Origin of the sequence: Bacillus sp. ME78 (genome assembly GCF_903970865.1) — a bacterium.
Lineage (GTDB): Bacteria > Bacillota > Bacilli > Bacillales > Bacillaceae_G > Bacillus_A > Bacillus_A cereus.
Genome location: NZ_CAJCKK010000001.1, coordinates 657,520 through 683,941, shown reverse-complemented (window position 1 = coordinate 683,941; position 26,422 = coordinate 657,520). Strand labels below are relative to the sequence as shown.

Sequence of the window (26,422 nt, the reverse complement as noted above, 5' to 3'; positions counted from 1 at the left end):
ATATAGATTATTATAATACGAAACGGATTAAGGCAAAATTAAAAATGAGCCCGGTACAATACCGGACTCACTTTTATCAAGCTGCCTAATGAAATAACCGTGTCTAACTTTTAGGGGTCACTTCACTAAAAGCTACTCTCTTTTTATTTGTTATTGAACTTTCTTTTTCCAAACACCTAGCATAATAGCCGAGACAATTGTTCCAATTAATATAGAGAAAATATATAGTAACGGTTTATTTACTAACGCTATTACAAATAATCCACCATGCGGTGCCGGTAATGTAATTTGGAATAACATAGATAACGCACCTGCAATACTTGAACCAACAACACAACTTACGATTACTCGAACCGGATCTGCAGCTGCAAACGGAATCGCACCTTCTGTAATGAACGATGCTCCCATAATATAATTTGTTAAACCAGATTTACGTTCCGCTTCTGTAAACTTTGATTTAAAGAATGTAGTTGCGAATGCAATCGCAAGTGGCGGTACCATACCACCAGCCATAACTGCTGAGTGCACTCCAAAATTCTGTGCTTCTATTGCAGCAATACCAAACGTAAATGCCGCTTTATTAATTGGACCACCCATATCAATTGCCATCATACCACCTAAAATAAGACCTAGTAATATAGCATTCGTACCATTTAAACCATTTAACCACCCTGTCAACATTTCATTTAATGCTACTACAGGCGGAATTACTACTTTTTGCATTACAACTCCTGTAATCAATAATCCAAAGACTGGATATAACAAAACAGGTTTAATTCCTTCTAATTGTACTGGTAGTCCTGAAAATAATCTTTTTAACCCTAAAACAACATATCCAGCTAAGAAACCAGCAATTAATCCACCTAAAAATCCAGCATTCGCATTCGCCGCTAAAAATCCACCTACAACACCAGGCATAAAACCAGGACGATCAGCAATAGAGCTTGCAATAAATCCAGCTAAAATTGGTACAAGGAATAAAAATGCACCTGTTTTTCCTCCACCAATTGACATGAACAATTCAGCTAAAGGACCTTCCGCCTTTATACCACCAAACGAAAATGCTAGCGCTATTAAAATCCCGCCACCAACAACGAATGGAAGCATATTACTTACACCGCTCATTAAATGCTTATAAATTCCTAATCCTTTTTCTCTCTCAATACTTTCTGTTTTCCCATCCTCTTTTACACCTTTAAAGATTGGTGCATCTTGTTTGACAGCTTGTTTAAGCAGATTTTCCGTTTTTCTAATCCCATCAGCAACTGGCACTTGAATGACATGTTTACCAGCAAAACGATTCATTTCTACTTGTTTATCTGCCGCAACAATAATAGCTGTTGCACGTTCAATATCCTCTTTCGTTAAACCGTTTTTAATACCTGTTGATCCGTTCGTTTCAACTTTAATCGCTATTCCTAACTCTGCCGCTTTTGCTTTTAAGCTATCCGCCGCCATATATGTGTGAGCGATTCCAGTTGGGCAAGCTGTAACAGCAAGTACGTACGGTTCATTTCCTTCTGGTTTTGCGACTTCAATCTCTTCTTCTTTTTCATTCTCTTTTTCATCAAATAGTTGAAGAAGCTCACTTTCATCCTTCGCTTCTAATAGTTGCTTGCGAAACCCTTCATCCATTAATAATGTCGATAAACGAGACAACGTTTCTAAATGAGTATTATTCGCTCCTTCACTTGCAGCAATCATAAAGAATAAGTATGCCGGTTGTCCATCAAGCGACTCATAATTGATACCGCTTACACTTCTACCAAAACAAATCGATGGTTGTTTAACAGCCTTTGTCTTCGCATGAGGTATTGCAATACCTTCCCCTATTCCAGTCGTAGTTTGGGACTCCCGCTTTAAAATAGCTTCTTTAAATTCCGTTTTACTATTTAAACGATTTGCCCCGTTTAATTTCTCAACTAATTCATCTATGACAGCTTCTTTATTTGAAGCTGTCAAATCCATAATGACTGTATCCCTTTTTAATAGTTCTGTAATTTTCATATGTTGCTTCCCCCTATCGCTTAGCTACAATTACTTGCGACAATAATTCTTCTACTTTTTCCTTCTTACATAAATCAGCTGAAAATGCTGTTGCACTCCCTGTTGCAACGCCGTATTGAAATGCCTTTTCAATATCTTTTGTCTGTTCATATTTGCCTACAAACCCTGCAACAAGAGAATCTCCGGCCCCAACTGAATTAATTACAACACCTTTTGGAACAGTCGCTTCATATATACCTTCTGCCGTAAATAATAAAGCTCCCTCTCCAGCCATCGATACGATAACGTGTTTTACACCTTGTTCAATTAATTTTCTTCCATAAGGTAAAATGTCTTCTACTGTTGAAAGCTCCACTCCAAACAACTCACCAAGTTCATGGTGGTTTGGCTTAATTAAAAATGGCTTATTTTTAATTACATGTTGCAGTGCACTTCCACTTGCATCTACTACTACACGAATACCTTTTTCAGCTCCAAACGCAGCGATTGATTCGTAAAAGGTACTTGGAATAGAGACTGGTACACTCCCAGCGAGTACAACACAATCTCCAGGTTGCATACTCTCAATTTTTTTCATTAACTGTTCGAACTGCTCTTTTGTTACAATAGGACCTTGGCCATTTAATTCTGTTTCTTCTTTCCCTTTTATTTTCACATTAATGCGAGTATCTTCATCTACTTGGACGAAGTTTGTTGTTACACCTTCGTCATGTAATACCTCTTTAATAAATTGACCAGTAAATCCACCAGTAAATCCAAGTGCTATATTTTTAACACCTAAACGCTGAAGAACACGAGAAACATTAATTCCTTTTCCTCCAGGAAACTTCATATCTTTCTCCGCTCGATTTATTGTTCCTAAATCAAAAGAAGGAACTTGCACTACATAATCAATAGATGGGTTTAAAGTAACTGTATAGATCATTGTTTATCAGCCTCAATTACATTGGTTTGTTTTTTATATTTTTCTAAATCAATTTCTAAATGGTTTGTAATAATATTTGCATCTTCAACATTTGCAATTTTCGCAAACGCAACTTCTGAAAACTTACTTTCATCAATTAAGAAATATCCTTCGTTTGCTAATGTTAGTGCCATTTGTTTTAGGAGCGCTTCTTCTGGATCTGGCGTTGTAAAGCCAAGCTGTTCATGTACACCATTTGCACCTAAAAAACATTTATCAAAGCGATACTTCTGCATACTTTCCTGTGCCATAGCACCGATTAAAGCTTTCGTCCTACTCTTCATCATTCCGCCTAGTAAATACGCACGAATATTATTTTCAACTAAAGCTTCAATATGCATAAGTCCATTCGTAACGACAGTAACATCTTTATTGATTAAAAATGGAATCATTTCAAATGTTGTACTCCCCGCATCTAAATAAATACAATCACCTTGTTCAACAACGCTAGCTGCATAATTAGCAATTTGTTGTTTTATTTGAATGTTTTTGGATGATTTTTCAACCATCGTTGGTTCTTGCCCTTTTCCTGTTAAAACAGCGGCACCACCATGAACTCTTTTTAATAACCTTTGCTTTTCCAATTGTGCTAAATCACGGCGAATTGTCGACTCAGAGCTTTCTGTTCTTTCAACTAATTGCTGTAATTTTACAACTTTCTGTTCTTTTACAAGTTGCAATATCATTTGATGACGTTCAGGAGTTAACATTTTATTCACCTCTTCTTTGATTACAGTATAATGAAAACGGTCACAAAAATCAACCATAAACAATCAAAAATAATCACAAACATTCATAAACGTTTATAAAAAGCAAAAAAAGAAACCTATTCGATCAAACAATCAAAAAGGTTTCTTTTCTAAATTCACTTATAAAGAAGCTTTATATATACTTAGAACATCATCTTTATTTAATTTTTTAAAGTTACCAAATTCACCATACGCCATCGCTTTATTAGCCATTATATCAATTTCATTTTCTCCAATACCGTAATCAGCTAATGTTGCTGGCGCTTCAATTGAAGTCCAAAATTGACGCAGTGCCTCAATTCCTTCTAACGCCACTTCTTTATCTGTTTTTCCATCTGTTTCTATTTCAAATACACGAATAGCGAACTGTTTAAAACGACTTACATTTTCATCTACGACATGCTTCATCCAGTTAGGAAATAGAATTGCTAAGCCGCCTCCATGCGGTATATCATGAACAGCAGAAACTGCATGTTCAATATTATGAGTTGCCCAGTCACCTCTTACTCCCATCGCTAAAATACCATTTAACGCCATCGTTCCGCAATATAAAATTGTTTCCCTATGTTCATAATTTTCTAAATCACTTAAAAGCTTGGGAGCTGTCTCAATTACTGTTTTTAAAACAGATTCACAATAACGATCTTGTAGTTCTGTATTCGTTCCATGATGGAAATATTGTTCTAATACATGTGACATAATATCTACCATACCATAAATCGTTTGATCTCTCGGCACAGATGCAGTATGAACTGGATCTAAAATTGAAAACTGCGGGAATGTAACTGGGCTTCCCCATCCATACTTTTCATTCGTTTCCCAATTTGTAATTACCGAGCCTGCATTCATTTCAGAACCTGTCGCAGCAAGAGTAAGTACAGTACCAAATGGTAATGCCTCACTAGCAAATGCTTTTTTCGTTACAATATCCCATACATCTCCATCATATTTACTACCAGCAGCAATCGCTTTCGTACAGTCGATTACACTTCCTCCACCAACTGCTAAAATAAATTCGACTCCATTATCTTTACAAATTTGAATCCCTTTCTTTACAGTTGATACACGAGGATTCGGTTCAACACCCGTCAATTCAAATACTTCTGCATTAATATCCTTTAAAATAGAAATCACATTATCATAAATACCGTTTCTTTTAATACTGCCTCCTCCATATACGAGAAGAACCTTCTTACCAAACTGTGGAATTTCAGTTTTTAACTGTTCTAATTGATCTTTACCGAAAATAAGTTTCGTTGGATTACGAAATACAAAATTTTGCATATTTCTTTACCATCCCTTCTATTTGAAAAGCAACTATACTTTTGTATACCATATTTTTTTCATTTCACAAAAAGATTTGCTTAACAAAAAAGCCCCAGCCTAAAGGCTGAGACTTTTATTGATAATAAGGTGAGATCATTAAGTACACAATAACACCAGATAAACTTACATATAACCAAATTGGCATTGTCCAACGTACAATTTTACGGTGACGTGTTAATTGATTTGTAAAACCAAATACAAGTGCAAACAATGCAAGTGGTACGATAATTGCTGCTAGGATAATATGTGTAATTAAAATGATGAAATACACATATTTAATGAATCCTTCTCCGCCAAAATGTGTTGCCGGTGCTAAGTAATGATACGATAAATACGACACACAAAATAGTAAAGTTGTCGTAAATGCTGCAAGGATGAAACCACGATGCATTTTCACATTCTTTTTAATAATAGAGAATAACGCTGCTAATAAAAATACGAACGTAAAGCTATTAAAAATCGCGTTTAACATTGGTAAAATCGTTACATCAAAATGTACTTCTCCTTCATAGCCAACAGGTCCAAAGAACAAAAATAAAATAATCGCATTTACAATTACAGAAAGCGTTATCACAATAGGAGCATAGCTTTTCTGATTTGTTGATTGATCCACCAAAATGGTCACTCCCTCTTCCTTCAAGTATGTATACGTAACCTCACTATTTTAACATATTATTCACAGTGTAAATGTGACAATAGTTTGACACAGCAAGACAAAACAAAGAAAAAAATCCTTCTTAATAAAACTTCTTAAGAAGGATTTTATCGCTTTATTATTCAAATAGCAACGCGATTAATTTTTGTTAAAAAATGTATCGCTATATGCTTGAAAAATTTCAGACACTTGATATCCCATTAATGAAATTGCTGTTAATGAAAAGAAACCAATCATAAGAAATCGAAACCACATATAAATCTCCTCCTTGTATTTAGCTTAAAAAACGTTAGCTACCTTACAAGTTGCGTGGCACTCTTCATCATCACTTTCCTTCTTCTTTACAATTGCTGTAATAAATCGAATCATAAAGAAAACTACAAAAGGAAATTGTTCGTAATTCACATTGGCATAGTTTAGCAACGGCTCGCGCTGCACATCGAACGGAGATGAGAAGGAATAGAACATACCTTGCTCTTCCATATATACAATTACAATTTTCATGCAAAATACTATTCCTAGAAACGAAACAATATCTTGCCATTCTGTCGTATATAACAGGTTATACAGCTCTAATACGTACTCTTCCATCATCATCCCCCCCTTCCTTTTTTACCATTTTGCTCGCCTTCGTATAAAAAGTCAAGAAAAAAGTTTATATCCACTATGACAATAGTAATTACTTGTTTCTATGATTATATATGATTCTTTTATAGCAATGACTGGGTGTAACTCTCTTCGAAAATAAGAAAATTAGAATCGAACAGATTCCTCATTCTTACTTTTAGGATTCAAAACTGTGCTATTTTTATTTCTATTAAAAATAAAATAAGAAAGTATGATAAGAACTGTAACAAACATTGTTAAAAGTGCTTGTGAACGTAAAGTATCAATTGCGAACATCGCAACTAAAACTGCTATAATAGCAGCAATTGTAACATACGTTACATACGGAAAAAGCCACATTTTCACTTTCAAATTTTTTTGTTCTACTTTCCCCATTTTTTTACGCATCTTTAAATGCGAAACTGCAATAACGAGATAAACTAGTAACGCAATCCCGCCAGATGCATTCACTAAAAACAAAAAGACTTTATCTGGAGAAATGTAACTAAAAACAACTCCAATATAAGCGAAGACCGTTCCAAATAAAACCGCTCGAACAGGAACACCACTACTGTTCAATTTTAAAAATGACTTTGGCGCATCTCCTCTTTCTGCCATTGAAAAAAGCATTCTTGAATTTGTATATAAGCCTGAATTTAAGCAAGAAAGTACAGCTGTTAAAACGATAAAATTCATAATTTGTGCTGCCGCTGGTATTCCTATATGTTCAAGTACAGCTACAAATGGACTTTTTAATATGTTAGCTGAATTCCATGGCAGTAGCGTAACAACTACCGCTATAGACCCAATAAAAAATACAAGAATACGCCAAATCACACTGTTTGTTGCTGTTTTTACTGCTTTTACAGGTTCTGCAGATTCACCAGCCGCTACTGCTACAATCTCTGATCCCATAAATGAAAATATAACAACAGTAATTCCAAGCAAGACCGAACTTATACCGTTTGGCATAAACCCACCTTGTCCAATTAAATTCGAAGTGCCGGGTGCTTCTGTTCCTGGAACAAATCCTAAAATAACAGCAAGACCTAGACAAAGGAACAAAACAATACTTATTACTTTAATAAAAGAAAACCAATATTCAAACTCTCCAAATGATTTCACCGAAAAAACGTTCGTCAGCGTTAATAAAATTGTTAATATTAAACTTAATAACCATAGCGGTATTTGTGGAATCCAATATTGGATAATACCAGCACCTGCTGTGGCTTCTATTGCAATAACAATTACCCAGAAAAACCAGTATAACCAGCCTATTGTATAACCCGCCCATGGACCAATTGCTTCTCTTGCATACGTTGCAAATGAACCACTTGTCGGATTTACAGCTGCCATTTCTCCTAGCATTCTCATGACGAAAATGACTAGAAGTCCTGCTAATGCATATGAAACGATAGAACCAGGTCCTGCCGAATGTACAACGGCACCACTTCCAACAAACAAACCAGCCCCTATTACGCCGCCAATTGAGATCATTGTAATGTGGCGTATTTTGAGATCTTTCTTTAGATTTTTATCCAACTCTTGTACATCCCCTTCCAAACTAAATTTTGAAATTTATGTAAGAGTACTGTGCGAAAGATTTTGTTCTATACGTTAAAATATATCAAAATATTCTGAATTTAACAATTGCAATTCAATCTCCTTCAAAAATTATTTCATTAGGTTTAATACTTTCCCACACACAATTGTTGAGAAAATTATAGTCCTCTTACAAAAGAAAGAATTTTCAGATATTATTAAACAAACAAGATTATACATCTAGACAACTTTTTGTATAGGAGTGTTGATATGTTAAACAAGTTCAAATTTTTTTGTTGTATTTTAGTACTGTTCTTACTACTACCGCTATCCCCTTTCCAAACACAAGCAGCAAACAATTTAGGTTCAAAATTACTCGTTGGATACTGGCATAACTTTGATAACGGTACTGGCATTATTAAATTAAAAGACGTTTCACCAAAATGGGATGTAATCAATGTATCTTTTGGTGAAACTGGTGGTGATCGTTCCACTGTTGAATTTTCTCCTGTGTATGGTACAGATGCAGACTTCAAATCAGATATTTCTTATTTAAAAAGTAAAGGAAAGAAAGTAGTTCTTTCAATAGGAGGACAAAATGGAGTCGTTTTACTTCCTGACAATGCCGCTAAGCAACGTTTTATTAATTCCATACAATCTCTAATCGATAAATACGGTTTTGATGGAATAGATATTGACCTTGAATCAGGTATTTACTTAAACGGAAATGACATTAATTTCAAAAACCCAACTACTCCCCAAATCGTAAATCTTATATCAGCTATTCGAACAATCTCAGATCATTATGGTCCAGATTTTCTATTAAGCATGGCTCCTGAAACAGCTTATGTTCAAGGCGGTTATAGCGCATACGGAAGTATCTGGGGTGCATATTTACCAATTATTTACGGAGTGAAAGATAAACTAACATACATTCACGTTCAACACTACAACGCTGGCAGCGGGGTTGGAATGGACGGTAATAACTACAATCAAGGTACTGCAGACTACGAAGTCGCTATGGCAGATATGCTCTTACATGGTTTTCCTGTAGGTGGTAATCCAAATAACATTTTCCCAGCTCTTCGCTCAGATCAAGTTATGATTGGGCTTCCAGCAGCACCAGCGGCAGCTCCAAGTGGTGGATACATTTCGCCAACTGAAATGAAAAAAGCTTTAAATTATATCATTAAAGGAGTTCCGTTCGGAGGAAAGTATAAACTTTCTAACCAGAGTGGCTATCCTGCATTCCGCGGCCTAATGTCTTGGTCTATTAATTGGGATGCAAAAAACAACTTTGAATTCTCTAGTAACTATAGAACATATTTTGATGGTCTTTCCTTGCAAAAATAATAAAAAACAACAATAGGTTATAGGACCTATTGTTGTTTTTTATTTACCACAAATTACCACCTCTCGTTCATCAAAATCAAATTGAGAATGATGATGTGGAATTGAATACATTAGTTACTATTTTGCTTCAACACAAAAACTGAAAGTTCAGGTACACTCCAAAATCTAACAGGCATCCTAGTAGTCCCAATGCCACGATTTACATATAAATATAACAGCTTACTCTTCCCCTCTACTTCATACATACCTTCAACATAATTCTCAGCTAGTTTGGTAGTAATTAATGGACCTACAAAAGGAATTTGGACTTGTCCTCCGTGACTATGTCCTGACAGTTGAAGATCCATTGGGTAACGATTTATTTTGGTTACAACATCCGGCTCATGTACTAATAACATGTTGAAATCATTTTGTTTCAAGTTTTTTAAAGTTGAATCTATTTGTGGCTTCCCTAATAGAAAATCATCTAAACCTGATATTGTAATATATTTGCCGTTTTCCACTTTAATTTTCTGCACTTCATTTACTAATACAGAAAAACCAGCTTCCTCCATATATTTTTTGTAAAATAAACTACCGCCCCCGCCCCTATCATGATTCCCAAACACAGCATATTTCCCTAAGGGCGCGTAAATTTTCTGCAAAATAGCCTTTGCTTCTTCTCTTTCCGCACTATAAGACCCAAATTTATCTATTAAATCTCCAGTAAAAACTACGATATCTGGATGTATTTCATTCATCTTCTCCACCAAATGTTCAAGTTGCTTCAATGTAAACTCTGGCCCTAAATGTACATCTGAAAACTGCAATATTTTTTTATTATTAAACTCTTTAGGAATTGTAGATGCTTCTATTTCATTCCACGTAACTGTTACTAGTTTTCGTTCTATTTCTGTCGCATAATAATACAAACTTACTGGTATCATTAATATACTTATAAAACTAATAATAAATATCTTTACGATTGATTTTTTTCGTTCTTTTTTTACATAATTCGTATTCATGTTTTCACCTCTAGAAACACTTTAAATCCTTATTGTTACATTCATGTCACAACATGAACAATGTTATCAATATGTAATTCCCTCTCTATTCACTTTGACAATTTTATACAGAAGTCATAACATATTTTTATAATACATAGATTTTTGAAATTTTTTCTATTCATTCCATCATTTTATTACGGAGGGGTTATTCATGTCTGTATTTACACCAGAAGAAATTACGGAACTTGCTGCGAATTCAGGAAGGAAAAAAGCTCATTTATCATTGCTCCCTATGCTAATTCTTGGTTTTTTTGGTGGCGCTTTTATCGCATTAGGGTATTTACTCGATATTCATGTTATTGGGACAATGCCAAAATATTGGGGATCATTTTCTAGTTTTCTAGGCGCTGCTGTATTCCCTGTTGGTCTCATTCTCGTTATTCTTGCAGGCGGTGAACTAGTAACTGGTAACATGATGACAGTTTCTATGGCCTGGCTCCAAAAGAAAATTACTTTATTTTATTTCATACGAAATTTAGTTATTGTTACATTTAGCAATTTCATAGGAGCTGTATTCGTAGCCTATTTTTTCGGTCATATCGTCGGCTTAACTGAAGGAGCTTTTTTAGCGAAAACTATTTCTATCGCTCAAGCGAAACTACAAGATACACCATTGCAAGCATTTATTTCTGCAATCGGATGTAATTGGCTCGTTTGTTTAGCTGTTTGGCTCAGTATGGGAAGTAAAGAATTTATCGGAAAGATTATCGGTATTTGGTTCCCAGTTATGACTTTTGTTGCGATTGGATTTCAACACGTTGTAGCAAATATGTTTGTCATCCCAGCCGCAATTTTTGCCGGTCATTTCACTTGGGCTGAATATTTTCCAAACTTTATTTTTGTTTTCTTTGGAAATTTAGTAGGAGGTATGTTATTTGTAGCACTACCTTACTTCATATCTTATAATAAGAAACTACCTTCTCATCAAGAGAAGACTGAAATGAAGAACAAATCTCTGTCCGCTTAAATGGAATGTCTATAAAATGTCCTAAAAAATATTACAAATTTCATTTTTTTTGCGAATATATGTACGTACACTTGTTCTCGAATGTTTTATACGTTATAATAACAACTTAAATAGCATTATTTACATATGAGGTGAAAAACATGAACAAAACAGAATTAATTAAAAACGTAGCACAAAATGCTGAGATTTCTCAAAAAGAAGCTACTGTAGTTGTACAAACTGTAGTAGAATCAATCACTAACACTTTAGCTGCTGGTGAAAAAGTACAACTTATCGGATTCGGTACATTCGAAGTTCGTGAAAGAGCTGCTCGTACAGGCCGTAACCCACAAACTGGTGAAGAAATGCAAATCGCAGCTTCTAAAGTACCTGCTTTCAAAGCTGGTAAAGAACTAAAAGAAGCTGTAAAATAATGAAAAATATCCTTCTCATTTATGAGAAGGATATTTTTTTCATAACATAATTAATAAAAATCTGACCATTATGCTGTTTCTTTTGTTCCTTTATGCAAATAAAACCTTTACTTTCAAAGAAAGGTTTTGCTGTAATACTCGCTTCTGTATAGATTTCCCTATGCCCTAGGTTCACTGCTTCTTTTTCTAACTTCTGTAATATGGATGAGGCTATCCTTTTCCCTTGATAATATTTATGTGTAAATAAACGATCTACGTAATGATCCTCATTATAATCTCCAAATCCGACTATCACACCGTTATGATCCGCTACATAACTAATATTCTTTTCTAAAGACTTTAACCAGCTTTCTCTATCTAGTCGATCTGGTGCCCATGCCTGTAGCTGTAACTCATTATAATCTTTTGCATTAACCGTATGAACTGTTTCATAGAACAATTGTAATACTCGATTTAAATCTTCTTTCTGAAATGTTCTAACTATAATATCTTTTAACATATATAAGTCTCCTTACCAAACTACCTCTTAACTTTTCTACTACATACGATTCAATAATTCTTCTTTATTATATCGTTTTAATTTCTATACGAACAAAAAAACAATACTTATTCAAAGTATTGTTTTTTAATTCTATTCAATTACTTAATGTAGCTTTTTAAGATTTTAATTTAACTCTTTGTAATCGTAATGCATTTAATACAACGGATACAGAACTAAATGCCATCGCTGCTCCAGCAACCCAAGGGGCTAAGAAGCCTAATGCCGCAATTGGAATTCCTAACGCGTTATAAGCTAATGCCCAGAATAAATTTTGTTTAATATTTCTTATCGTCATTTTACTCATAAAGATCGCATCAGCAATACTATTTAAATCACCGCGGATTAACGTTATATCCGCTGCTTCCATCGCTACATCCGTTCCCGTTCCAATTGCCATACCAATGTTCGCTGTAGCAAGAGCAGGAGCATCATTTATCCCATCTCCAACCATCGCTACTTTCTTACCATTTGCTTGCAGTTTTTTCACTTCTTCTGCTTTTCCTTCTGGCAATACTTCTGCAATTACGTGATCAATACCAACTTGCTTTGCAATCGCCTGAGCAGTTTGTGTATTATCTCCTGTAATCATCACAACGTCTAGACCCATTTTTTTCAGTCTTGCGATAGCTGCTTTTGAAGTATCTTTCACAGTATCTGCAACGGCAACTATACCAGCATATTCTTTATCGATTGCAATAAGCATTGCTGTTTTTCCTTCTCGTTCTAGCTCTTCCATTGATTTTGAAACTTCTTCAATATCAATATTGAATTTCTTCATTAATCGACGTGTGCCAATTAATAATTGTTTTCCTTCTACGACTGATTCGATACCGAATCCAGGAATCGCTTCAAACGTTTCTGAACTTGGAATATCAATTTTCTTTTCTTTAATTCCTTCTACAATCGCTTCTGCAAGTGGGTGTTCAGAATTTTTTTCTGCCGCACCTACTAAACGTAGTATTTCTTCTTCATGGAATCCATCTGCTACAATTATATCTGTTAACACAGGCTTTCCGTTTGTCACAGTACCTGTTTTATCTAGAATAACTGTATCTAATCGGTGCGTTGCTTCTAAATGCTCTCCACCTTTAAATAAAATACCATACTCAGCCGATCTTCCTGATCCTGCCATGATAGATGTAGGCGTTGCAAGACCTAATGCACATGGACAAGCGATAACAAGTACTGCTATCATTTTCTCAAGTGCTCCGCCAAAATCACCAGGTGTAACAAATATCATCCATACTGCAAATGTGATAATCGCAATCACAACTACAACCGGTACAAAAATACCTGAAATTTGATCCGCTACCCTTTGAATAGGAGCTTTTGAACCTTGTGCCTCTTCTACTACTTTAATGATTTGAGCTAATGCAGTATCTCTGCCTACTTTAGTTGCTTTCACTTTTAAAAAACCATTTTTATTTATTGTCGAACCTATTACTACATCCCCAATTGACTTATCAACAGGAATACTTTCACCCGTTAACATCGATTCATCAATCGCTGATTTTCCTTCTACAATCTCACCATCTACTGGTATTTTTTCACCAGGCTTTACATAGACGATATCACCAGCTACTACTTCTTCAATCAAAATTTTTATTTCTGTTCCATCTCGCACAACTGTAGCTGTCTTCGCTTGTAAACCCATCAATTTTTTAATTGCTTCTGATGAGCGCCCTTTTGCTTTCGCTTCAAATAATTTACCTAAAATAATTAATGTAATAAGTACCGCACTCGTTTCAAAATATAAATCTGTCATATGTTCCGAAGAACCAATAGATTGAATACTTAAATATACACTATAGAAATACGCGGCCGACGTTCCAAGTGCCACGAGGACATCCATATTAGCACTTTTATTGCGTAACGCTTTATAAGCCCCAACATAAAACTGTCCACCAATGATAAATTGAACAGGAGTTGCAAGTGCTAGTTGCACCCAAGGGTTCATTAACATATCTGGTAAATAAATAAATGACGTAAATGAGAAATGACTAACCATTGCCCATAATAATGGGAAAGATAAAATAAACGAAATAATAAACTTCTTCTTTTGTCTTTCAATTTCTTGTAATCGATGATCAGTTGATGCATCTTGATCATCTGGTTTCACTTCTAATTTATATCCTAGCTTCGTAATCGCGCTCTTCATTTCATTTACATTAACTTCATCAGGGTTAAAGTCTACTGTGGCTGATTCTAAAGCAAAATTTACTGTCGCCTTGTTCACACCATCTAACTTATTTAAACGCTTTTCAACTCTATTTGCACATGCTGCACATGTCATTCCTGAAACAGTAAATTCAGCTTTATCACTTACAATTCCATATCCTAATGATTCAACTTTTTCTTTAAATTGTTGCGGATTTGTTTTAGTTGGATCGTACATTATTTTTGTTTTTTCAAGCGCAAAATTTACATTTGCCTCATGAACACCTTCTACTTTTTTTAGACCTTTTTCAATTCTATTTGCACATGCCGCACATGTCATTCCTGATATTTGAAGATTGGCCTCTTTTTTTTCATTCATGTCTCTCACCTCTATATACCCTTATGAGGTATAATTATTAGCAAAATAAATCGTACTTCATTTAAAGTACGATTTATTTCCATATCTAAAAATAATTATTGAACATCGTATCCTTGATCTTCGATTACAGCAACGATATCTTTTAATGTTACAGCAGACGAGTCGATAGTAACTTCAACAGTTCCTTCTGCTAATTGAACCTTCACTTGTTCAACACCGTTTAGCTCTTTCACACTGCTTTCGATAGCATTTACACAATGTCCACAAGACATACCTTCAACTTGTAATGTTAACTGTTCCATTTAAAATCCTCCTCTTGTTTATTCATTGTTTGTTAATCATAATTACATCTTACCATACCCCCCTAAGGTAATCAATGGTTTTGTATCATGATTTTTCAATTATTTTCTAAAAGTTTATTTTACACACACTTTTTCACTACAATACACCAAAATCCAATATGAGGGTAAACAAAAAAACAAGCCAGTTAAATACTAGCTTGTTTTTACGCTTTTGAAAAACGTTCAAATACTGTCATTAATTCTTCAATTGCTTCGTCACCATTTCCATTTTTAATAGCTCCTGAAACACAATGACTCGTATGATTTTTGAGAACGCCCATCCCTACTTTTTTCATTGCTGCATTAATCGCTGAAATTTGCACTAAAATATCTACGCAATAACGATCATTTTCAATCATGTTTTGAATACCGCGGACCTGTCCTTCAATTCTCTTTAATCTATTTATAATCTGTTCTTTTTCTTTTTCTGATCTATGTGTTACTGCTTCATGCTCTTTATGATCCATATTATCACCTTCTTAAAGTTTCTCTTCATCCAATAAAACAATTGTTTTTTATGAGTATACCAATTATAGCATTAAATATCTACGCATGATACCCCATAAGAGTATATTTACACTTTATGATTATTCTTAACAACTCATTAGCTTCTTAATCTCAATTTTCAGTATACCCTTTCCTTTTTGCCAAAAAAATCATTATATCTCTCATCAAAATTCAATAAAGTGAAACAAGAATAAGCGGGGATTACCCGCCCCCGCTTATTCTTCGTCTATAATGTTTAAATTTAAATTTTCAGATATTTAATCCAAGAATTTTTCTTTCCATATATAATTATTGCTGATCACATACTTTTGTATCATTCACTACTGAAGTTCCTTCAACGGTTACCGTATGAAAACAGTCATTTACTCGAACTGTCACAACATTATCTTGCCGATCAATGATATGATATTCATTAAAATTTTTATTTAGAGCACTGCGAATTTGTTCTCCTTCATAAATTGGAATGCCATGCGATAGAACCCAAATAAGTCCAGCGATAGCAAGAATAGTTTTCATACGATCTACCTCCTTGGGAATATAGTGAACTTTTAATCCATGCTTTTTCAACTCTACGAATCATGATTGAAATAAACCAAGCCTTTTTGGAAATAAGTTCATTTCGTCTATTTTATGTTTATGCTAATTGTGACCGATTTGTGACAACTTTTTGTCTCTTTAGACGAAAAGTTGAAACAAAGCTTTCGAAAAGGACAATTCTACATATTAAAAAAGGTTATGGAATGTTTTATCCATAACCTTTTTTCCTATACGTAACTAATAAACCTCAATCCTTTACTTAAAGACGTCGGCACAACAGATGCATGATTCTCCCCTTCAGCTTCATAAAACTTAAATTTAAGTTTATCGTGATTTACTTGGAGAAGGCGCTCTGATAATTCATTTGCACCTACAACCATATGCTCTCGTTCAAGTGATCCAACTGTAAGGAACACTCCTGTTTCAAACTTAGCATTGTTTAATTCAATTATAAGGTTCTCTTCTTTTTTAAGAACGGATTTATTATTCCACCATATAGATGGACTACTAATAAAGTAATTTTGAAAAGCATTCAAGTTTGTAAATAGTATATGCAAAGCGAATAGGCCACCTAACGAATGCCCAAATAAAGTTTGCTTACCTTTATCAATCTCAAAATTCTTTTCAATTTGTGGTTTCAGTTCTTCTTCAATAAAAGTAAAGAAATTATGTGCTCCTCCTGTTTTAGGCCACGGTTTACCGTCTGGTTTTAAAGGGGCATCTTTTGAAATTACGCTAGGCGTAAAATCATAGCACCTTTCTTCCCCTGAAAATGCGCCTTCAATTGGATAACCCACTCCTACTATAATAGCTGGTGAAACACCGGTTTTTTCCGCTCTTACTGATTGTATTTTAACTGCTTCATGAAATGTTTGAAAAAAGGCATTGCCATCTAATACGTAAATGACAGGATATCCTGAATCCGGTGCTGGTTGCCTCGGCTTTGAAATATGAATTTGATATTCCTTACCTTCTAATTTTGAATACATTTTCCACTGCTCTGTATTAGATGTTATAATCTGCTGTTTTTCAACTGTAGTATTCACCCTATCCCCCCTTTTTTAACTTGTTACATATATTTCGATTTTTTCTTCTTGAGATACAACGCTATCATAACCGAAACAAACAGGAGCCCCGTTATACGGATCAATCATGACACGTGCATCAATATGAAATACTTCTTTTAACACTTCATTTGTAATGATTTCTTCCGGGCTACCAGTTGTAACAATTTCTCCTTCCTTCATTGCAATAATTTCATCTGAAAATCTTGCTGCATGGTTAATATCATGTAATACCATAACAACCGTACAATTATGTTCTTTATTTAACTTCTCCACAATTTGTAATACATCTAATTGATGAGACATATCAAGGTATGTAGTTGGCTCATCTAATAGCAACACTTCTGTCTCTTGTGCTAATGCCATCGCTAGCCATACCTTTTGTCTTTGACCACCTGATAAATTTGCAATTTGTCTCGTTCGAAATTCAGAAGTTTTCGTTATATCTAATGCCCAATCAATCATTTCTTTATCTTTTGTCGTTAACTTATTTACGTTATTTCGATGTGGATAGCGTCCATAAGAAATTAATTCTTCCACTTTAAGCTCACCTGGTGCAATTGGAGTTTGCGGGAGTAAAGCTAACTGCTTCGCAATTTCTTTCGTTGGAATTGTATGTAAATCCTGTCCTTGCAAATATACTTTACCGCTTTTTTGTTTTAAAATTCTTCCCATTGTTTTTAACAATGTCGATTTACCGCAACCGTTTGGACCTATAATTGTCGTTACTTTTCCTTCTTGTATTTCCACATTTAAATCGCGAAACACTGTAAGCTTTTCATAACTTGTTTCTAAATTTTTTGCACTTAAAATACTCACTTTTATTCCTCCTCTTACGCTTTCGCCTTATAAAGTAAATATAAGAAATACGGTACACCGACAATAGAAATAACGATTCCAACTGGTAGCTCTACAGGTGTAAAAACTGTTTTCGCAATAAAGTCTGAAGCAATTACAAGAAACATTCCGATTACGCCGCACGTAGGAATTATATACTTATGTTGAATACCGACAAGCCTTTTCGCTATATGCGGTGCCATTAAGCCAATAAAACCGATACTCCCTGAAACAGCAACACATGCGCTCACAAGCCCGATACTACTTAATAGTAAAATCGATTTCTCTCTTTCTACTGAAACACCTAAACTTGTAATACTCGTTTCTTCCAATTGAAATAAATCTAATAAATAAGCTTTCTTTTGTATAAGCGGAATTAAGATAATAAGCCATGGTAACATAGCCACAATATACTTCCAGTTTGCACTATATATGCTTCCAGACACCCACACTGCAGCCATTTCAAAATCAGTTGACTTCATTTTGAGTGATAAGTACATAGAAAAGGCTCCAAATCCTGATCCAATTGCAATCCCTGTTAATAAAAGTCGCTGCGAATCTAATTTACCGTTTTTCCAAGAAAACAGATAAATGATGATAGCTGCACCTAATCCGCCTACTAAACCAAACATTGGCATCATCATAATAGAAACCCAGTCTGTGCTTTTTAATTGCCCTTGAAAGAAAAACATAAAAATGACAATCGCTGTTCCTGCTCCGGCATTTACGCCTAAAATACCTGGGTCCGCCAACCCATTTCTCGTAATCCCTTGAATAACGGCACCCGCAACACCAAGGCCTAATCCTACTAATCCAGCAATTACGATGCGCGGAAGGCGAAACTCAAAAATAACTAAATCATGTTCTGGTACTGGATCAATTCTAAACAGTGTTTTAAATACATCTGTAATCGTAATATCGAACGTACCATTTGTTAAACTAATATAAATAGCACATAGTATTAAAAATATAATAATCCCCATCGTCATTCCGAAACGTTGACTTGAACTTTTAGGCATGTCTCTCTCCTCCTCTAGTACGGATTAAATAAAGGAAGAAAGGAATTCCAATTAAAGAGGTAACGACTCCAATAGGTGTTTCAAATGGATAGTTTACAAATCTACTCAAAACGTCACATAACGCTAAGAAAACGCCACCAATAACACCTGCACATGGCAAAATCCACTTATAATCTACCCCAATTATAAAGCGCGTAATGTGCGGAATAATTAAACCTACAAAACCAACTTTCCCCACTAAAGCAACTGCTGTTCCTGTTAAGAAAATTACCGATAAAATTGCCATCGCTTTAACTAGTTTTGTACGTTGCCCTAAATTAATAGAAACCTCTTCGCCTAATGAAAGAATGGTAATAGATTTTGATATTAACAGTGCTAAAATTATTCCAATTATCCCAAACGGTATCGTGATTTTAATGATATTAGGATCTACTTGATCTAACTTTGCATTAAACCAAAAACTAACATTTTGAGAAATTTGGAAATACGAAGCCATTGCAGCCGATGCACTACTTAAAAATGTTCCAATAACTGTTCCTATAATCGCTAACCTAACTGGTGATAAGCCATTTTGAAGGAGCGAACCAAAACCAAACACGATACCGGCTCCTAGTGCAGAACCAATCATTGAACATAAAACCATACCAATTGATGACATTCCCGGAAGAAAAATCATGCTAAGTGTAATAACAAAGGCAGCGCCATCCGTCACACCCATAATAGAAGGGGATGCAAGATAGTTTCTTGTCATCCCCTGCATAAGTGCTCCTGATATGGCTAGAAATGCTCCGACTAAAAGAGCTGCAACTACCCTTGGTAAACGTGAAGTAATAATAATATTATGATTTACATCGCTTGAATCAAAATGAAATAATGCGTTCCACACTGTTTCAGCGTCAATACTTTTTGCCCCATACAAAATCGAAAGTATAACTGTAAATAAGATGAGTATGGGTGCTATACATAATATAGTTACTGGTACTGCATTTGTTTTCTGCATATCATTCAACGCACCTTACTTGTTGTATTATTTAGATAAATTTTTCACGGCTTCTTTTAAGAATGCTGTTTTACTCCAAGCTGTACCACCTTGTGCCATTGGATCTACAACATTTACAAATACTTTCTTTTCCTTCGCAGCATTCATACTTTGCCAAATTGGATTACTTTCAATTTCTTCTAACACTTTCGGGTTTTTATTTTCACTTGCCTCATATTGTAAGAAAATATAATCTGGGTTAAGTTCAGCAAGTTTTTCAAATGAAATTTTCTCTTGTGCTTTTACAGTTTTCAATTGTTCTGGAGCAGTTAGTCCAAGATCTTTATAAATTACAGGGTTGAAGTATACTCCTTCTGGATATAGGAATAATTCGTTTGCTCTTAGTCTTATGACAAGTACTTTTTTATCTTTTAACTTATCTCCTAGTTTTGCTTTTGCTTTTTCAGCGTCCGAATTGTAATCCTTAATAATTTTTTCTGCTTTATCTTTTTTACCAGTTAATTCTCCCATTAACTTTAAGTTATCTTCCCAATTTGTTGAAACGTGTGATACCGGGAATGTAGGAGCTACTTTCGTAAACTTTTCAGCTGTTTCTGCTGGGAATTTCGTACTCGATGTAATAACATCTGGTTTTAATTGTAGTAATGTTTCGAAATTGGGTTGCATTTTCTCACCAACAGATTTCGCACCTTCTAACTCTTTTTCAAGATATTTTGGTAATTTACCACCTACAGTAATGGCACCAACTGGTTTAATTCCAAGTACTGCCGCATCTTCCATTGACTCTAAACTAGCTGTCGCAATTTTATCTACTTTTGCTGGCACTGTATACTCTTTACCTAAATATGTGATTTTTCGTTTTTCATCTTTTTTCGTTTCCGTAGCTTTTGTCTGTTGTTTTTGCTCGCCTGAAGTTTTATCCGCACTATTACATGCCGCTAAACCTACACTTAAAACTGTAACCATCCCTAAAGTAAATAATTTCTTGTTCATCTTTATATGTCTCCTCTCGAATTTTCAAACTATATTCTCAATAAAATTTAACTATATGAACCTTGTCCCATATATATATTTCATTAGATTAATAATTTTATCCAGAACTCATTCCCGTTCACTTCCCCTAGACTATAATTCTTTTACACCTTCATCACTTGATAATAATTTTCACTGATAATGATTATCGTTACTAAGTATATATTTAATATGAAATTATTTCAAGAATGATTTGAAAAATTTTAACAAACTGAATTAAAAAAAGAAGTATCTCCCTAATATTAGGGAGATACTTCTTTTTTTAGAAATTTATATGTAATTCAACTGGACAATGGTCTGACCCCATTACTTCACTATTAATTTTCGCTTCTGTTATTTGGTCTTTCATTCTTTCCGAAACAACAAAATAATCTAAACGCCATCCGATATTTTTCGCTCTCGCGCCCATACGATACGACCACCACGAGTATGCACCTTCTTGATTAGGATAAAGGTAACGATATGTATCAATAAATCCTTCTTCTAAAATACATGAAAATTTCTCTCGTTCCTCATCAGAGAATCCAGGATTTTTACGATTACTTTTCGGATTTTTCAAATCGATTTCTTTATGAGCAACATTTAAGTCTCCACAAAAAATAACTGGTTTCTTCTCATCTAATCGTTTGATATAGGACCTGAAATCATCTTCCCATTTCATTCTGTAATCTAATCGTTCTAATCCACGTTTTGAATTTGGTGTATATAACGTTATCATGTAAAAATCTTCGAATTCTAAAGTAATAAGTCGCCCTTCTTGATCATGCTCTTCAATGCCTAAACCATATGTAACTGAAAGCGGTTCTTTTTTCGAAAAAATAGCAGTTCCTGAATATCCTTTTTTCACAGCATAATTCCAGTATGTATAATATCCCTCTAAATTTAAATCAATTTGCCCTTCTTGTAATTTAATCTCTTGTAGACAAAATATGTCAGCACTTGATTCCTCAAGATATTCCAAAAATCCACCTTTTGCGATAACAGCTCGCAAACCATTTACATTCCATGAAATTAACTTCATTTATAGTCCTCCTCTTGATGTTTATTTCCAAATTTCATGCTATCACAAAATAGAAAACAATCATATTTTCACCTTTGTAATCTTGCTCTTACATTTATAAATACATACATACGCACTTTATTCAGGTTATACTAATTTCAGAGGTGATGTTCTATGCACAATGAAGGAGTTACATTAACAAATGAGTATTGGCAAGCAATTATTCATAATGATTCTTCCTATGATAGCAAATTCTTTTATGCTGTGAAATCAACTGGAATCTTTTGCAGACCATCATGCAAATCAAGAATACCGAATAGAAACAATGTACGAATTTTTCATCATGCAGAGCAAGCATTAAGTGAGAACTTTCGCCCGTGCAAACGTTGTAAGCCAAATGGGATCACTTTACCTAATGAAGAGTGGGTAGAACAAATTAAAGACTATATCGAAAAGCATTATGACGAATCCTTAACTCTCGACATGCTTGCGGAAATGTGTCACGGTAGCCCTTTTCATTTACAACGTACTTTCAAAAGAATAATAGGGTTAACTCCTATAGAATATATACAACAATTCAGGGTTCTTAAAGCAACCGAATACCTTTTACAAACAAATCAATCTATTAAAGAAATTAGTACTGCTGTCGGGATAGAAAACCCAGAGTATTTCGCTACTTTATTTAAAAAGAAAACCGGATTTACTCCTACTGAATATCGAAAAAAGAACGAAATGAAAGAGGGATACGATAATGAATTCCTACAAAAATAATTATATATATTGGACGCTACTTACACATAAAAATTGGCGATTTCATATTGCTGCAACTGAAAATGGACTATGTTTCATTGGATCACAAGACGAAAACTTTGAAGAATTAAATATATGGGCTAGAAAAAAACTGCCCCAACATATATTGACCCATAGTCCAGATTACTTGCAAATATATACGCAAGAAGTTATCGAGTATTTAGAAAACAAGCGAGAAACTTTCACATTTCCTATCGATGCTTATGGAACTAATTTTCAATTATCTGTTTGGAATACGGTACGTGAAATTCCTTATGGAAAGACATATTCTTATACAGAAATTGCTGAAAGAATTCAAAAACCTAAAGCTGTGCGCGCCGTTGCTTCTGCTATTGCTGCTAACCCTCTTCTTATTACCATTCCTTGTCACCGCGTTATTGGGAAGAATGGGAAACTAACCGGATTTAGGGGCGGATTAGAAATGAAGAAAAAATTGCTTACATTAGAAAAGTTGCAGGTGGAATTCATATGACAACAGAATATAATAGCGCATTATCTATAGCAGTTCCAAAAGAATTTTGTTTCCAAGAAAATTTACGTTATCTATCACGTTCTAACAATGAATGTATGTTCCATATTGAAGATAACAAAATTTATAAAGTTATCCCTGTTCAAGATGTAAATCCTTTAGTTGAAATTAGTGTGAATACAGATGGAAATATTCAAATACGTTGTTTAGAAGAACCATATACATCTGAAAAATCGATACGTGAAGCTGTAGTTAACTATGTAAAAGAATGGTTTGATTTAACTACTGATTTAGCCCCATTTTATACATTAGCTAAACATGATTTACTCCTTCAAGGACCAATTGAACAATATTATGGCCTTCGTACTTTAGGCATTCCAGACTTATTTGAGGCACTTTCCTGGGGAATTATCGGTCAACAAATTAACCTAACATATGCTTATACGCTAAAAAGGAGATTAGTTGAACAATTTGGAAGTTATGTAGAATGGGACGGTAGAAAACATTGGATATTTCCATCACCTGAAACAATTGCAAATCTACATGTAGAAAATCTTCAACAATTAAAAATGACGACTAGAAAATGTGAATATTTAATCGGTATTGCGAAGCTTATTACAGAGAGAAAATTATCAAAAGAGGATTTACTGCAAACACAAGATGTAAAGGTTGCTGAGAAACAATTAACTGCTATCCATGGTATAGGACCATGGACTGCCAACTATGTTTTAATGCGTTGTTTAAGATTTCCTTCGGCTTTTCCAATTGATGATGTTGGTCTGCATAATGCAATTAAATTTATAACAGGTTCCGAAAATAAACCGACAAAAAATGAAATAAAAGATTTCGCGGCAAACTGGGCTAATTGGGAGTCTTATGCGACTTTTTATTTGTGGCGAGTACTATATTAAAAGAACCAAGTAGCACATTCGTACTACTTGGTTCTTTTTTAAGCTTGCTCCTCAAAACGTCTTGCAATTTCCACAATGACTTGAACGGCTTTTTCCATAGTATCTACCGAAACATACTCAAATTTACCGTGATAGTTTTCACCACCAGTGAAAATATTCGGCGTCGGTAATCCCATATATGATAATTGTGATCCATCTGTGCCTCCGCGAATCGGATGAATATTTGGTTCAATGTCTAAACTTTTCATTGCTTCATATGCAATATCAACAATTTCTCTTACCGGTTCAATTTTTTCAAGCATGTTATAGTATTGATCATTCATTTCTAAAACGACTGCATCTTCGCTATATTTTTCTTGCATAGTCTTCACAATATTTTTAACGTTATTTTTACGTGCCTCAAAATTTTCACGATCAAAGTCTCGAATAATATAATACGCTTTACTTTGCTCAACATCACCATTTAAAGAAAGTAAATGATAGAATCCTTCATAGCCTTCTGTATATTCTGGCGCCTCTTCTACTGGTAAATACCCATTAAACTCCATAGCAAGTTTAGTAGCATTGCGCATTTTATTTTTCGCTGTTCCAGGATGTGTATTCGTTCCGTTAAACGTTAACTTAGCACCTGCAGCATTAAAACTTTCATACTCTAAACCACCTAATGGACCTCCATCCATCGTATAAGCGAATGATGCACCAAACGCTTCTACATCAAAATGCGCTGGCCCACGACCAATTTCTTCATCCGGTGTAAATGCTACTCTTATTTTCCCGTGCTTAATTTGCGGATTATGTATTAAATGGTTCATTGCAACCATAATTTCTGTAAGACCAGCTTTATCATCTGCTCCTAGAAGTGTTGTACCATCAGTTGTAATAATGGTATGTCCTTTATATGATGGTAATTCCGGGAACTGCTCTGGTGTTAACACAACATTTAGCTCTTCATTTAACGTAATTGCATTACCATCAAAATTTTCATGAATTTGTGGTTTGACGTTTTTCCCTGTAAAGTCTGTTGCCGTATCTAAATGGGCTAAAAATCCGATTACAGGAACATCCTTGTCCGTATTAGCTGGAAGTGTTGCCATTACATAGCCATTATCATCCATCGTTACTTCTGTTAAACCAATTTCTTTTAGCTCTTCCACTAATAACTTACCAAACTCAATTTGTCCTGGTGTTGTTGGTACTGTATGACTTTCTTCATTTGATTGCGTATCAATTTTTACATATCTCGTAAATCTTTCAATAAGTTCTTGTTTCAAGTTCATTCACTCCCTTTTATGTTTCTCCCTCCATTATAATCCTTAAAACGAAATATTTTAACTTTTTTGACTGTGAAGATGTATATTTCATTTACATAGTTAACACTTTTAAACGAATGATAAAAAGACATAATATTTGTACATTAAAACTGTAACAGGTAACATACATAATTATAAAATATGGGAGGTTGTAAAGATGAGGCTAACTCTCTTTCGCTATTTTCTTTTTTTCTTAGGATTAATTTTCTTTGGCCTTGGAAACGCTCTTGCAGTCAAAGTTAAATTTCTCGGCTTGCACCCTTGGGAAGTTTTAAATATGGCTCTCTACCAAAAGTTTGGATGGACCATCGGTACGTGGAGTGTCATATGTGGGTTATGTCTCGTTCTAATATCTTTACTAGTAGATCGAAAATATATAAATGTGGGGACATTTTTGAATGCACTACTTATCGGTCCCATTATGGACTTTTTCTTACAATCAAACATGCTTCCAGACGCTAGTAATTATTTATGGATAAACTTACTCATTTTATTTTCTGGTATTGCCATTACAGGTATCGGGGGAGGTATGTACGTTGCGGCTGGGATTGGCGCTGGACCCCGTGATGGATTCATGCTTACTATTTCAGACAAAACAGGACTTTCTATTAGCCGTGCTAGTATCATAGTAGAATGTATTGTACTAGTTATTGGATTTATGCTAGGAGGTCCTGTTTTCATCGTAACTTTTCTGTACACCTTTATTCAAAGTCCAATCTTTCAGCAATCATTTAAGATGTTTCAAACACTTTTACATACTTTACATGGCAAAAAGAAAATTAGCGAACATATTTAAAGTACAGCTTAATACAAATAAATCCACCCTATTTACGACTCTCATCGCAAATAGGGTGTTTCTGCTTTTATCTCGCAATTTAAG

At 34.5% G+C, this 26,422-nt stretch carries 28 protein-coding genes; 8 read left to right on the top strand and 20 right to left on the bottom strand.

Annotated features, from left to right (window positions below; all coding sequences use genetic code 11):
• A partial coding sequence (locus H6481_RS03605; protein WP_139358419.1) for an IS3 family transposase occupies window positions 1–89 on the top strand: 89 nt, incomplete at its 5' end.
• A 61-nt stretch (window positions 90–150) separates the two neighbouring features.
• On the opposite strand, the gene H6481_RS03600 is transcribed toward H6481_RS03605, so the two are convergent.
• The 7 genes from H6481_RS03600 to gabP all read right to left on the bottom strand — a co-directional run bounded on the left by H6481_RS03600 (window position 151) and on the right by gabP (window position 7,849).
• On the bottom strand, window positions 151–2,007 hold the full coding sequence (locus H6481_RS03600; RefSeq protein WP_153218218.1) for a PTS fructose transporter subunit IIABC: 1,857 nt from the start codon (window positions 2,005–2,007) through the stop codon (window positions 151–153).
• A gap of 13 nt (window positions 2,008–2,020) precedes the next feature.
• On the bottom strand, window positions 2,021–2,932 hold the full coding sequence (gene pfkB / locus H6481_RS03595) for a 1-phosphofructokinase (protein ID WP_023522800.1): 912 nt from the start codon (window positions 2,930–2,932) through the stop codon (window positions 2,021–2,023).
• Complete coding sequence (locus H6481_RS03590; protein ID WP_000957288.1) at window positions 2,929–3,681, bottom strand: DeoR/GlpR family DNA-binding transcription regulator; 753 nt, start codon at window positions 3,679–3,681, stop codon at window positions 2,929–2,931. Before H6481_RS03590 ends, pfkB begins: the two co-directional genes overlap by 4 nt.
• Window positions 3,682–3,840: 159 nt before the next feature.
• The gene (locus H6481_RS03585) at window positions 3,841–5,004 is read right to left on the bottom strand and encodes an iron-containing alcohol dehydrogenase (RefSeq protein WP_001179068.1); all 1,164 of its coding nucleotides are present in this window, start codon (window positions 5,002–5,004) and stop codon (window positions 3,841–3,843) included.
• A gap of 115 nt (window positions 5,005–5,119) precedes the next feature.
• Window positions 5,120–5,662 (bottom strand): DUF420 domain-containing protein, encoded by a 543-nt coding sequence (locus H6481_RS03580; protein ID WP_000228315.1) that lies wholly within the window; start codon window positions 5,660–5,662, stop codon window positions 5,120–5,122.
• Between the two features lie 318 nt (window positions 5,663–5,980).
• The gene (locus H6481_RS03575) at window positions 5,981–6,295 is read right to left on the bottom strand and encodes a hypothetical protein (RefSeq protein ID WP_106824336.1); all 315 of its coding nucleotides are present in this window, start codon (window positions 6,293–6,295) and stop codon (window positions 5,981–5,983) included.
• A gap of 159 nt (window positions 6,296–6,454) precedes the next feature.
• Complete coding sequence (gene gabP / locus H6481_RS03570; RefSeq protein WP_000360114.1) at window positions 6,455–7,849, bottom strand: GABA permease; 1,395 nt, start codon at window positions 7,847–7,849, stop codon at window positions 6,455–6,457.
• A gap of 270 nt (window positions 7,850–8,119) precedes the next feature.
• Between gabP and H6481_RS03565 the strand changes: the two genes are divergently transcribed.
• Window positions 8,120–9,202, top strand: coding sequence for a chitinase (locus tag H6481_RS03565; protein ID WP_023522801.1), 1,083 nt, complete (start codon window positions 8,120–8,122; stop codon window positions 9,200–9,202).
• A 110-nt stretch (window positions 9,203–9,312) separates the two neighbouring features.
• Here the strand turns inward: H6481_RS03565 and H6481_RS03560 are convergent, their stop codons facing one another.
• Window positions 9,313–10,206, bottom strand: a complete 894-nt coding sequence (locus H6481_RS03560; RefSeq protein WP_023522802.1) for a metallophosphoesterase — start codon at window positions 10,204–10,206, stop codon at window positions 9,313–9,315.
• 193 nt (window positions 10,207–10,399) lie between these two features.
• On the opposite strand from H6481_RS03560, the gene H6481_RS03555 reads away from it, so the two are divergent.
• On the top strand, window positions 10,400–11,215 hold the full coding sequence (locus H6481_RS03555) for a formate/nitrite transporter family protein (RefSeq protein WP_000110542.1): 816 nt from the start codon (window positions 10,400–10,402) through the stop codon (window positions 11,213–11,215).
• 140 nt (window positions 11,216–11,355) lie between these two features.
• Window positions 11,356–11,628, top strand: coding sequence for an HU family DNA-binding protein (locus H6481_RS03550; RefSeq protein ID WP_001043904.1), 273 nt, complete (start codon window positions 11,356–11,358; stop codon window positions 11,626–11,628).
• Window positions 11,629–11,647: 19 nt separating this feature from the next.
• On the opposite strand, the gene H6481_RS03545 is transcribed toward H6481_RS03550, so the two are convergent.
• The 11 genes from H6481_RS03545 to H6481_RS03495 all read right to left on the bottom strand — a co-directional run bounded on the left by H6481_RS03545 (window position 11,648) and on the right by H6481_RS03495 (window position 22,063).
• Window positions 11,648–12,127 (bottom strand): GNAT family N-acetyltransferase, encoded by a 480-nt coding sequence (locus tag H6481_RS03545; RefSeq protein WP_078994042.1) that lies wholly within the window; start codon window positions 12,125–12,127, stop codon window positions 11,648–11,650.
• Window positions 12,128–12,284: 157 nt separating this feature from the next.
• Window positions 12,285–14,705: a heavy metal translocating P-type ATPase gene (locus H6481_RS03540; RefSeq protein ID WP_001003176.1), complete on the bottom strand. Its 2,421-nt coding sequence runs from the start codon at window positions 14,703–14,705 to the stop codon at window positions 12,285–12,287.
• 95 nt (window positions 14,706–14,800) lie between these two features.
• Window positions 14,801–15,007, bottom strand: coding sequence for a copper chaperone CopZ (copZ, locus tag H6481_RS03535; RefSeq protein WP_000436973.1), 207 nt, complete (start codon window positions 15,005–15,007; stop codon window positions 14,801–14,803).
• Window positions 15,008–15,210: 203 nt separating this feature from the next.
• Window positions 15,211–15,513, bottom strand: coding sequence for a metal-sensing transcriptional repressor (locus tag H6481_RS03530; RefSeq protein WP_000349637.1), 303 nt, complete (start codon window positions 15,511–15,513; stop codon window positions 15,211–15,213).
• Window positions 15,514–15,841: 328 nt separating this feature from the next.
• Window positions 15,842–16,069 carry a hypothetical protein gene (locus H6481_RS03525; RefSeq protein ID WP_000849103.1) on the bottom strand — a complete coding sequence of 76 codons (228 nt, stop codon included), beginning with the start codon at window positions 16,067–16,069 and terminating at the stop codon, window positions 15,842–15,844.
• Window positions 16,070–16,317: 248 nt separating this feature from the next.
• Window positions 16,318–17,136 (bottom strand): alpha/beta hydrolase-fold protein, encoded by an 819-nt coding sequence (locus H6481_RS03520; RefSeq protein WP_063548415.1) that lies wholly within the window; start codon window positions 17,134–17,136, stop codon window positions 16,318–16,320.
• Window positions 17,137–17,151: 15 nt separating this feature from the next.
• Window positions 17,152–17,973: an ABC transporter ATP-binding protein gene (locus H6481_RS03515; RefSeq protein WP_000025764.1), complete on the bottom strand. Its 822-nt coding sequence runs from the start codon at window positions 17,971–17,973 to the stop codon at window positions 17,152–17,154.
• Window positions 17,974–17,987: 14 nt separating this feature from the next.
• Window positions 17,988–19,010 (bottom strand): iron ABC transporter permease, encoded by a 1,023-nt coding sequence (locus H6481_RS03510; protein WP_023522806.1) that lies wholly within the window; start codon window positions 19,008–19,010, stop codon window positions 17,988–17,990.
• Window positions 19,003–20,010, bottom strand: a complete 1,008-nt coding sequence (locus H6481_RS03505) for an iron ABC transporter permease (protein WP_023522807.1) — start codon at window positions 20,008–20,010, stop codon at window positions 19,003–19,005. Before H6481_RS03505 ends, H6481_RS03510 begins: the two co-directional genes overlap by 8 nt.
• 27 nt (window positions 20,011–20,037) lie before the next feature.
• Window positions 20,038–21,003 carry an iron-hydroxamate ABC transporter substrate-binding protein gene (locus H6481_RS03500; RefSeq protein WP_001035506.1) on the bottom strand — a complete coding sequence of 322 codons (966 nt, stop codon included), beginning with the start codon at window positions 21,001–21,003 and terminating at the stop codon, window positions 20,038–20,040.
• Between the two features lie 301 nt (window positions 21,004–21,304).
• A complete protein-coding gene (locus H6481_RS03495) occupies window positions 21,305–22,063 on the bottom strand; it encodes an exodeoxyribonuclease III (protein ID WP_000767621.1) in 759 nt (252 codons plus the stop codon).
• A 153-nt stretch (window positions 22,064–22,216) separates the two neighbouring features.
• Here H6481_RS03495 and H6481_RS03490 point away from each other — a divergent pair, with 153 nt between their 5' ends.
• From H6481_RS03490 to H6481_RS03480, 3 genes are read left to right on the top strand one after another with little or no spacing between them, the layout of a single operon-like run.
• Window positions 22,217–22,813: a bifunctional transcriptional activator/DNA repair enzyme AdaA gene (locus tag H6481_RS03490; RefSeq protein WP_016123262.1), complete on the top strand. Its 597-nt coding sequence runs from the start codon at window positions 22,217–22,219 to the stop codon at window positions 22,811–22,813.
• Complete coding sequence (locus tag H6481_RS03485; protein ID WP_001089840.1) at window positions 22,794–23,324, top strand: methylated-DNA--[protein]-cysteine S-methyltransferase; 531 nt, start codon at window positions 22,794–22,796, stop codon at window positions 23,322–23,324. The genes H6481_RS03490 and H6481_RS03485 overlap by 20 nt, the downstream gene beginning before the upstream one ends.
• Window positions 23,321–24,232, top strand: coding sequence for a DNA glycosylase (locus H6481_RS03480; protein WP_023522808.1), 912 nt, complete (start codon window positions 23,321–23,323; stop codon window positions 24,230–24,232). The genes H6481_RS03485 and H6481_RS03480 overlap by 4 nt, the downstream gene beginning before the upstream one ends.
• Window positions 24,233–24,270: 38 nt before the next feature.
• Here H6481_RS03480 and pepT read toward each other — a convergent pair whose 3' ends face one another.
• The gene (gene pepT / locus H6481_RS03475; RefSeq protein WP_023522809.1) at window positions 24,271–25,503 is read right to left on the bottom strand and encodes a peptidase T; all 1,233 of its coding nucleotides are present in this window, start codon (window positions 25,501–25,503) and stop codon (window positions 24,271–24,273) included.
• Window positions 25,504–25,699: 196 nt separating this feature from the next.
• Between pepT and H6481_RS03470 the strand changes: the two genes are divergently transcribed.
• Window positions 25,700–26,338, top strand: a complete 639-nt coding sequence (locus tag H6481_RS03470; RefSeq protein ID WP_182811026.1) for a YitT family protein — start codon at window positions 25,700–25,702, stop codon at window positions 26,336–26,338.
• Window positions 26,339–26,422: the final 84 nt, after the last annotated feature.

Excerpts from the sequence above, each read along its gene's own strand:
- H6481_RS03600 (WP_153218218.1), bottom strand. The coding sequence starts at position 2,007 with ATGAAAATTACAGAACTATTAAAAAGGGATACAGTCATTATGGATTTG.
- H6481_RS03560 (WP_023522802.1), bottom strand. The coding sequence starts at position 10,206 with ATGAATACGAATTATGTAAAAAAAGAACGAAAAAAATCAATCGTAAAG.
- H6481_RS03545 (WP_078994042.1), bottom strand. The coding sequence starts at position 12,127 with ATGTTAAAAGATATTATAGTTAGAACATTTCAGAAAGAAGATTTAAAT.
- H6481_RS03495 (WP_000767621.1), bottom strand. The coding sequence starts at position 22,063 with ATGAAGTTAATTTCATGGAATGTAAATGGTTTGCGAGCTGTTATCGCA.
- copZ (WP_000436973.1), bottom strand. The coding sequence starts at position 15,007 with ATGGAACAGTTAACATTACAAGTTGAAGGTATGTCTTGTGGACATTGT.
- H6481_RS03490 (WP_016123262.1), top strand. The coding sequence starts at position 22,217 with ATGCACAATGAAGGAGTTACATTAACAAATGAGTATTGGCAAGCAATT.
- H6481_RS03550 (WP_001043904.1), top strand. The coding sequence starts at position 11,356 with ATGAACAAAACAGAATTAATTAAAAACGTAGCACAAAATGCTGAGATT.
- H6481_RS03590 (WP_000957288.1), bottom strand. The coding sequence starts at position 3,681 with ATGTTAACTCCTGAACGTCATCAAATGATATTGCAACTTGTAAAAGAA.
- H6481_RS03585 (WP_001179068.1), bottom strand. The coding sequence starts at position 5,004 with ATGCAAAATTTTGTATTTCGTAATCCAACGAAACTTATTTTCGGTAAA.
- H6481_RS03500 (WP_001035506.1), bottom strand. The coding sequence starts at position 21,003 with ATGAACAAGAAATTATTTACTTTAGGGATGGTTACAGTTTTAAGTGTA.
- H6481_RS03540 (WP_001003176.1), bottom strand. The coding sequence starts at position 14,705 with ATGAATGAAAAAAAAGAGGCCAATCTTCAAATATCAGGAATGACATGT.
- H6481_RS03510 (WP_023522806.1), bottom strand. The coding sequence starts at position 19,010 with ATGCCTAAAAGTTCAAGTCAACGTTTCGGAATGACGATGGGGATTATT.
- H6481_RS03485 (WP_001089840.1), top strand. The coding sequence starts at position 22,794 with ATGAATTCCTACAAAAATAATTATATATATTGGACGCTACTTACACAT.
- H6481_RS03470 (WP_182811026.1), top strand. The coding sequence starts at position 25,700 with ATGAGGCTAACTCTCTTTCGCTATTTTCTTTTTTTCTTAGGATTAATT.
- H6481_RS03480 (WP_023522808.1), top strand. The coding sequence starts at position 23,321 with ATGACAACAGAATATAATAGCGCATTATCTATAGCAGTTCCAAAAGAA.
- H6481_RS03530 (WP_000349637.1), bottom strand. The coding sequence starts at position 15,513 with ATGGATCATAAAGAGCATGAAGCAGTAACACATAGATCAGAAAAAGAA.
- pfkB (WP_023522800.1), bottom strand. The coding sequence starts at position 2,932 with ATGATCTATACAGTTACTTTAAACCCATCTATTGATTATGTAGTGCAA.
- H6481_RS03565 (WP_023522801.1), top strand. The coding sequence starts at position 8,120 with ATGTTAAACAAGTTCAAATTTTTTTGTTGTATTTTAGTACTGTTCTTA.
- H6481_RS03505 (WP_023522807.1), bottom strand. The coding sequence starts at position 20,010 with ATGCAGAAAACAAATGCAGTACCAGTAACTATATTATGTATAGCACCC.
- H6481_RS03525 (WP_000849103.1), bottom strand. The coding sequence starts at position 16,069 with ATGAAAACTATTCTTGCTATCGCTGGACTTATTTGGGTTCTATCGCAT.
- H6481_RS03575 (WP_106824336.1), bottom strand. The coding sequence starts at position 6,295 with ATGATGGAAGAGTACGTATTAGAGCTGTATAACCTGTTATATACGACA.
- H6481_RS03555 (WP_000110542.1), top strand. The coding sequence starts at position 10,400 with ATGTCTGTATTTACACCAGAAGAAATTACGGAACTTGCTGCGAATTCA.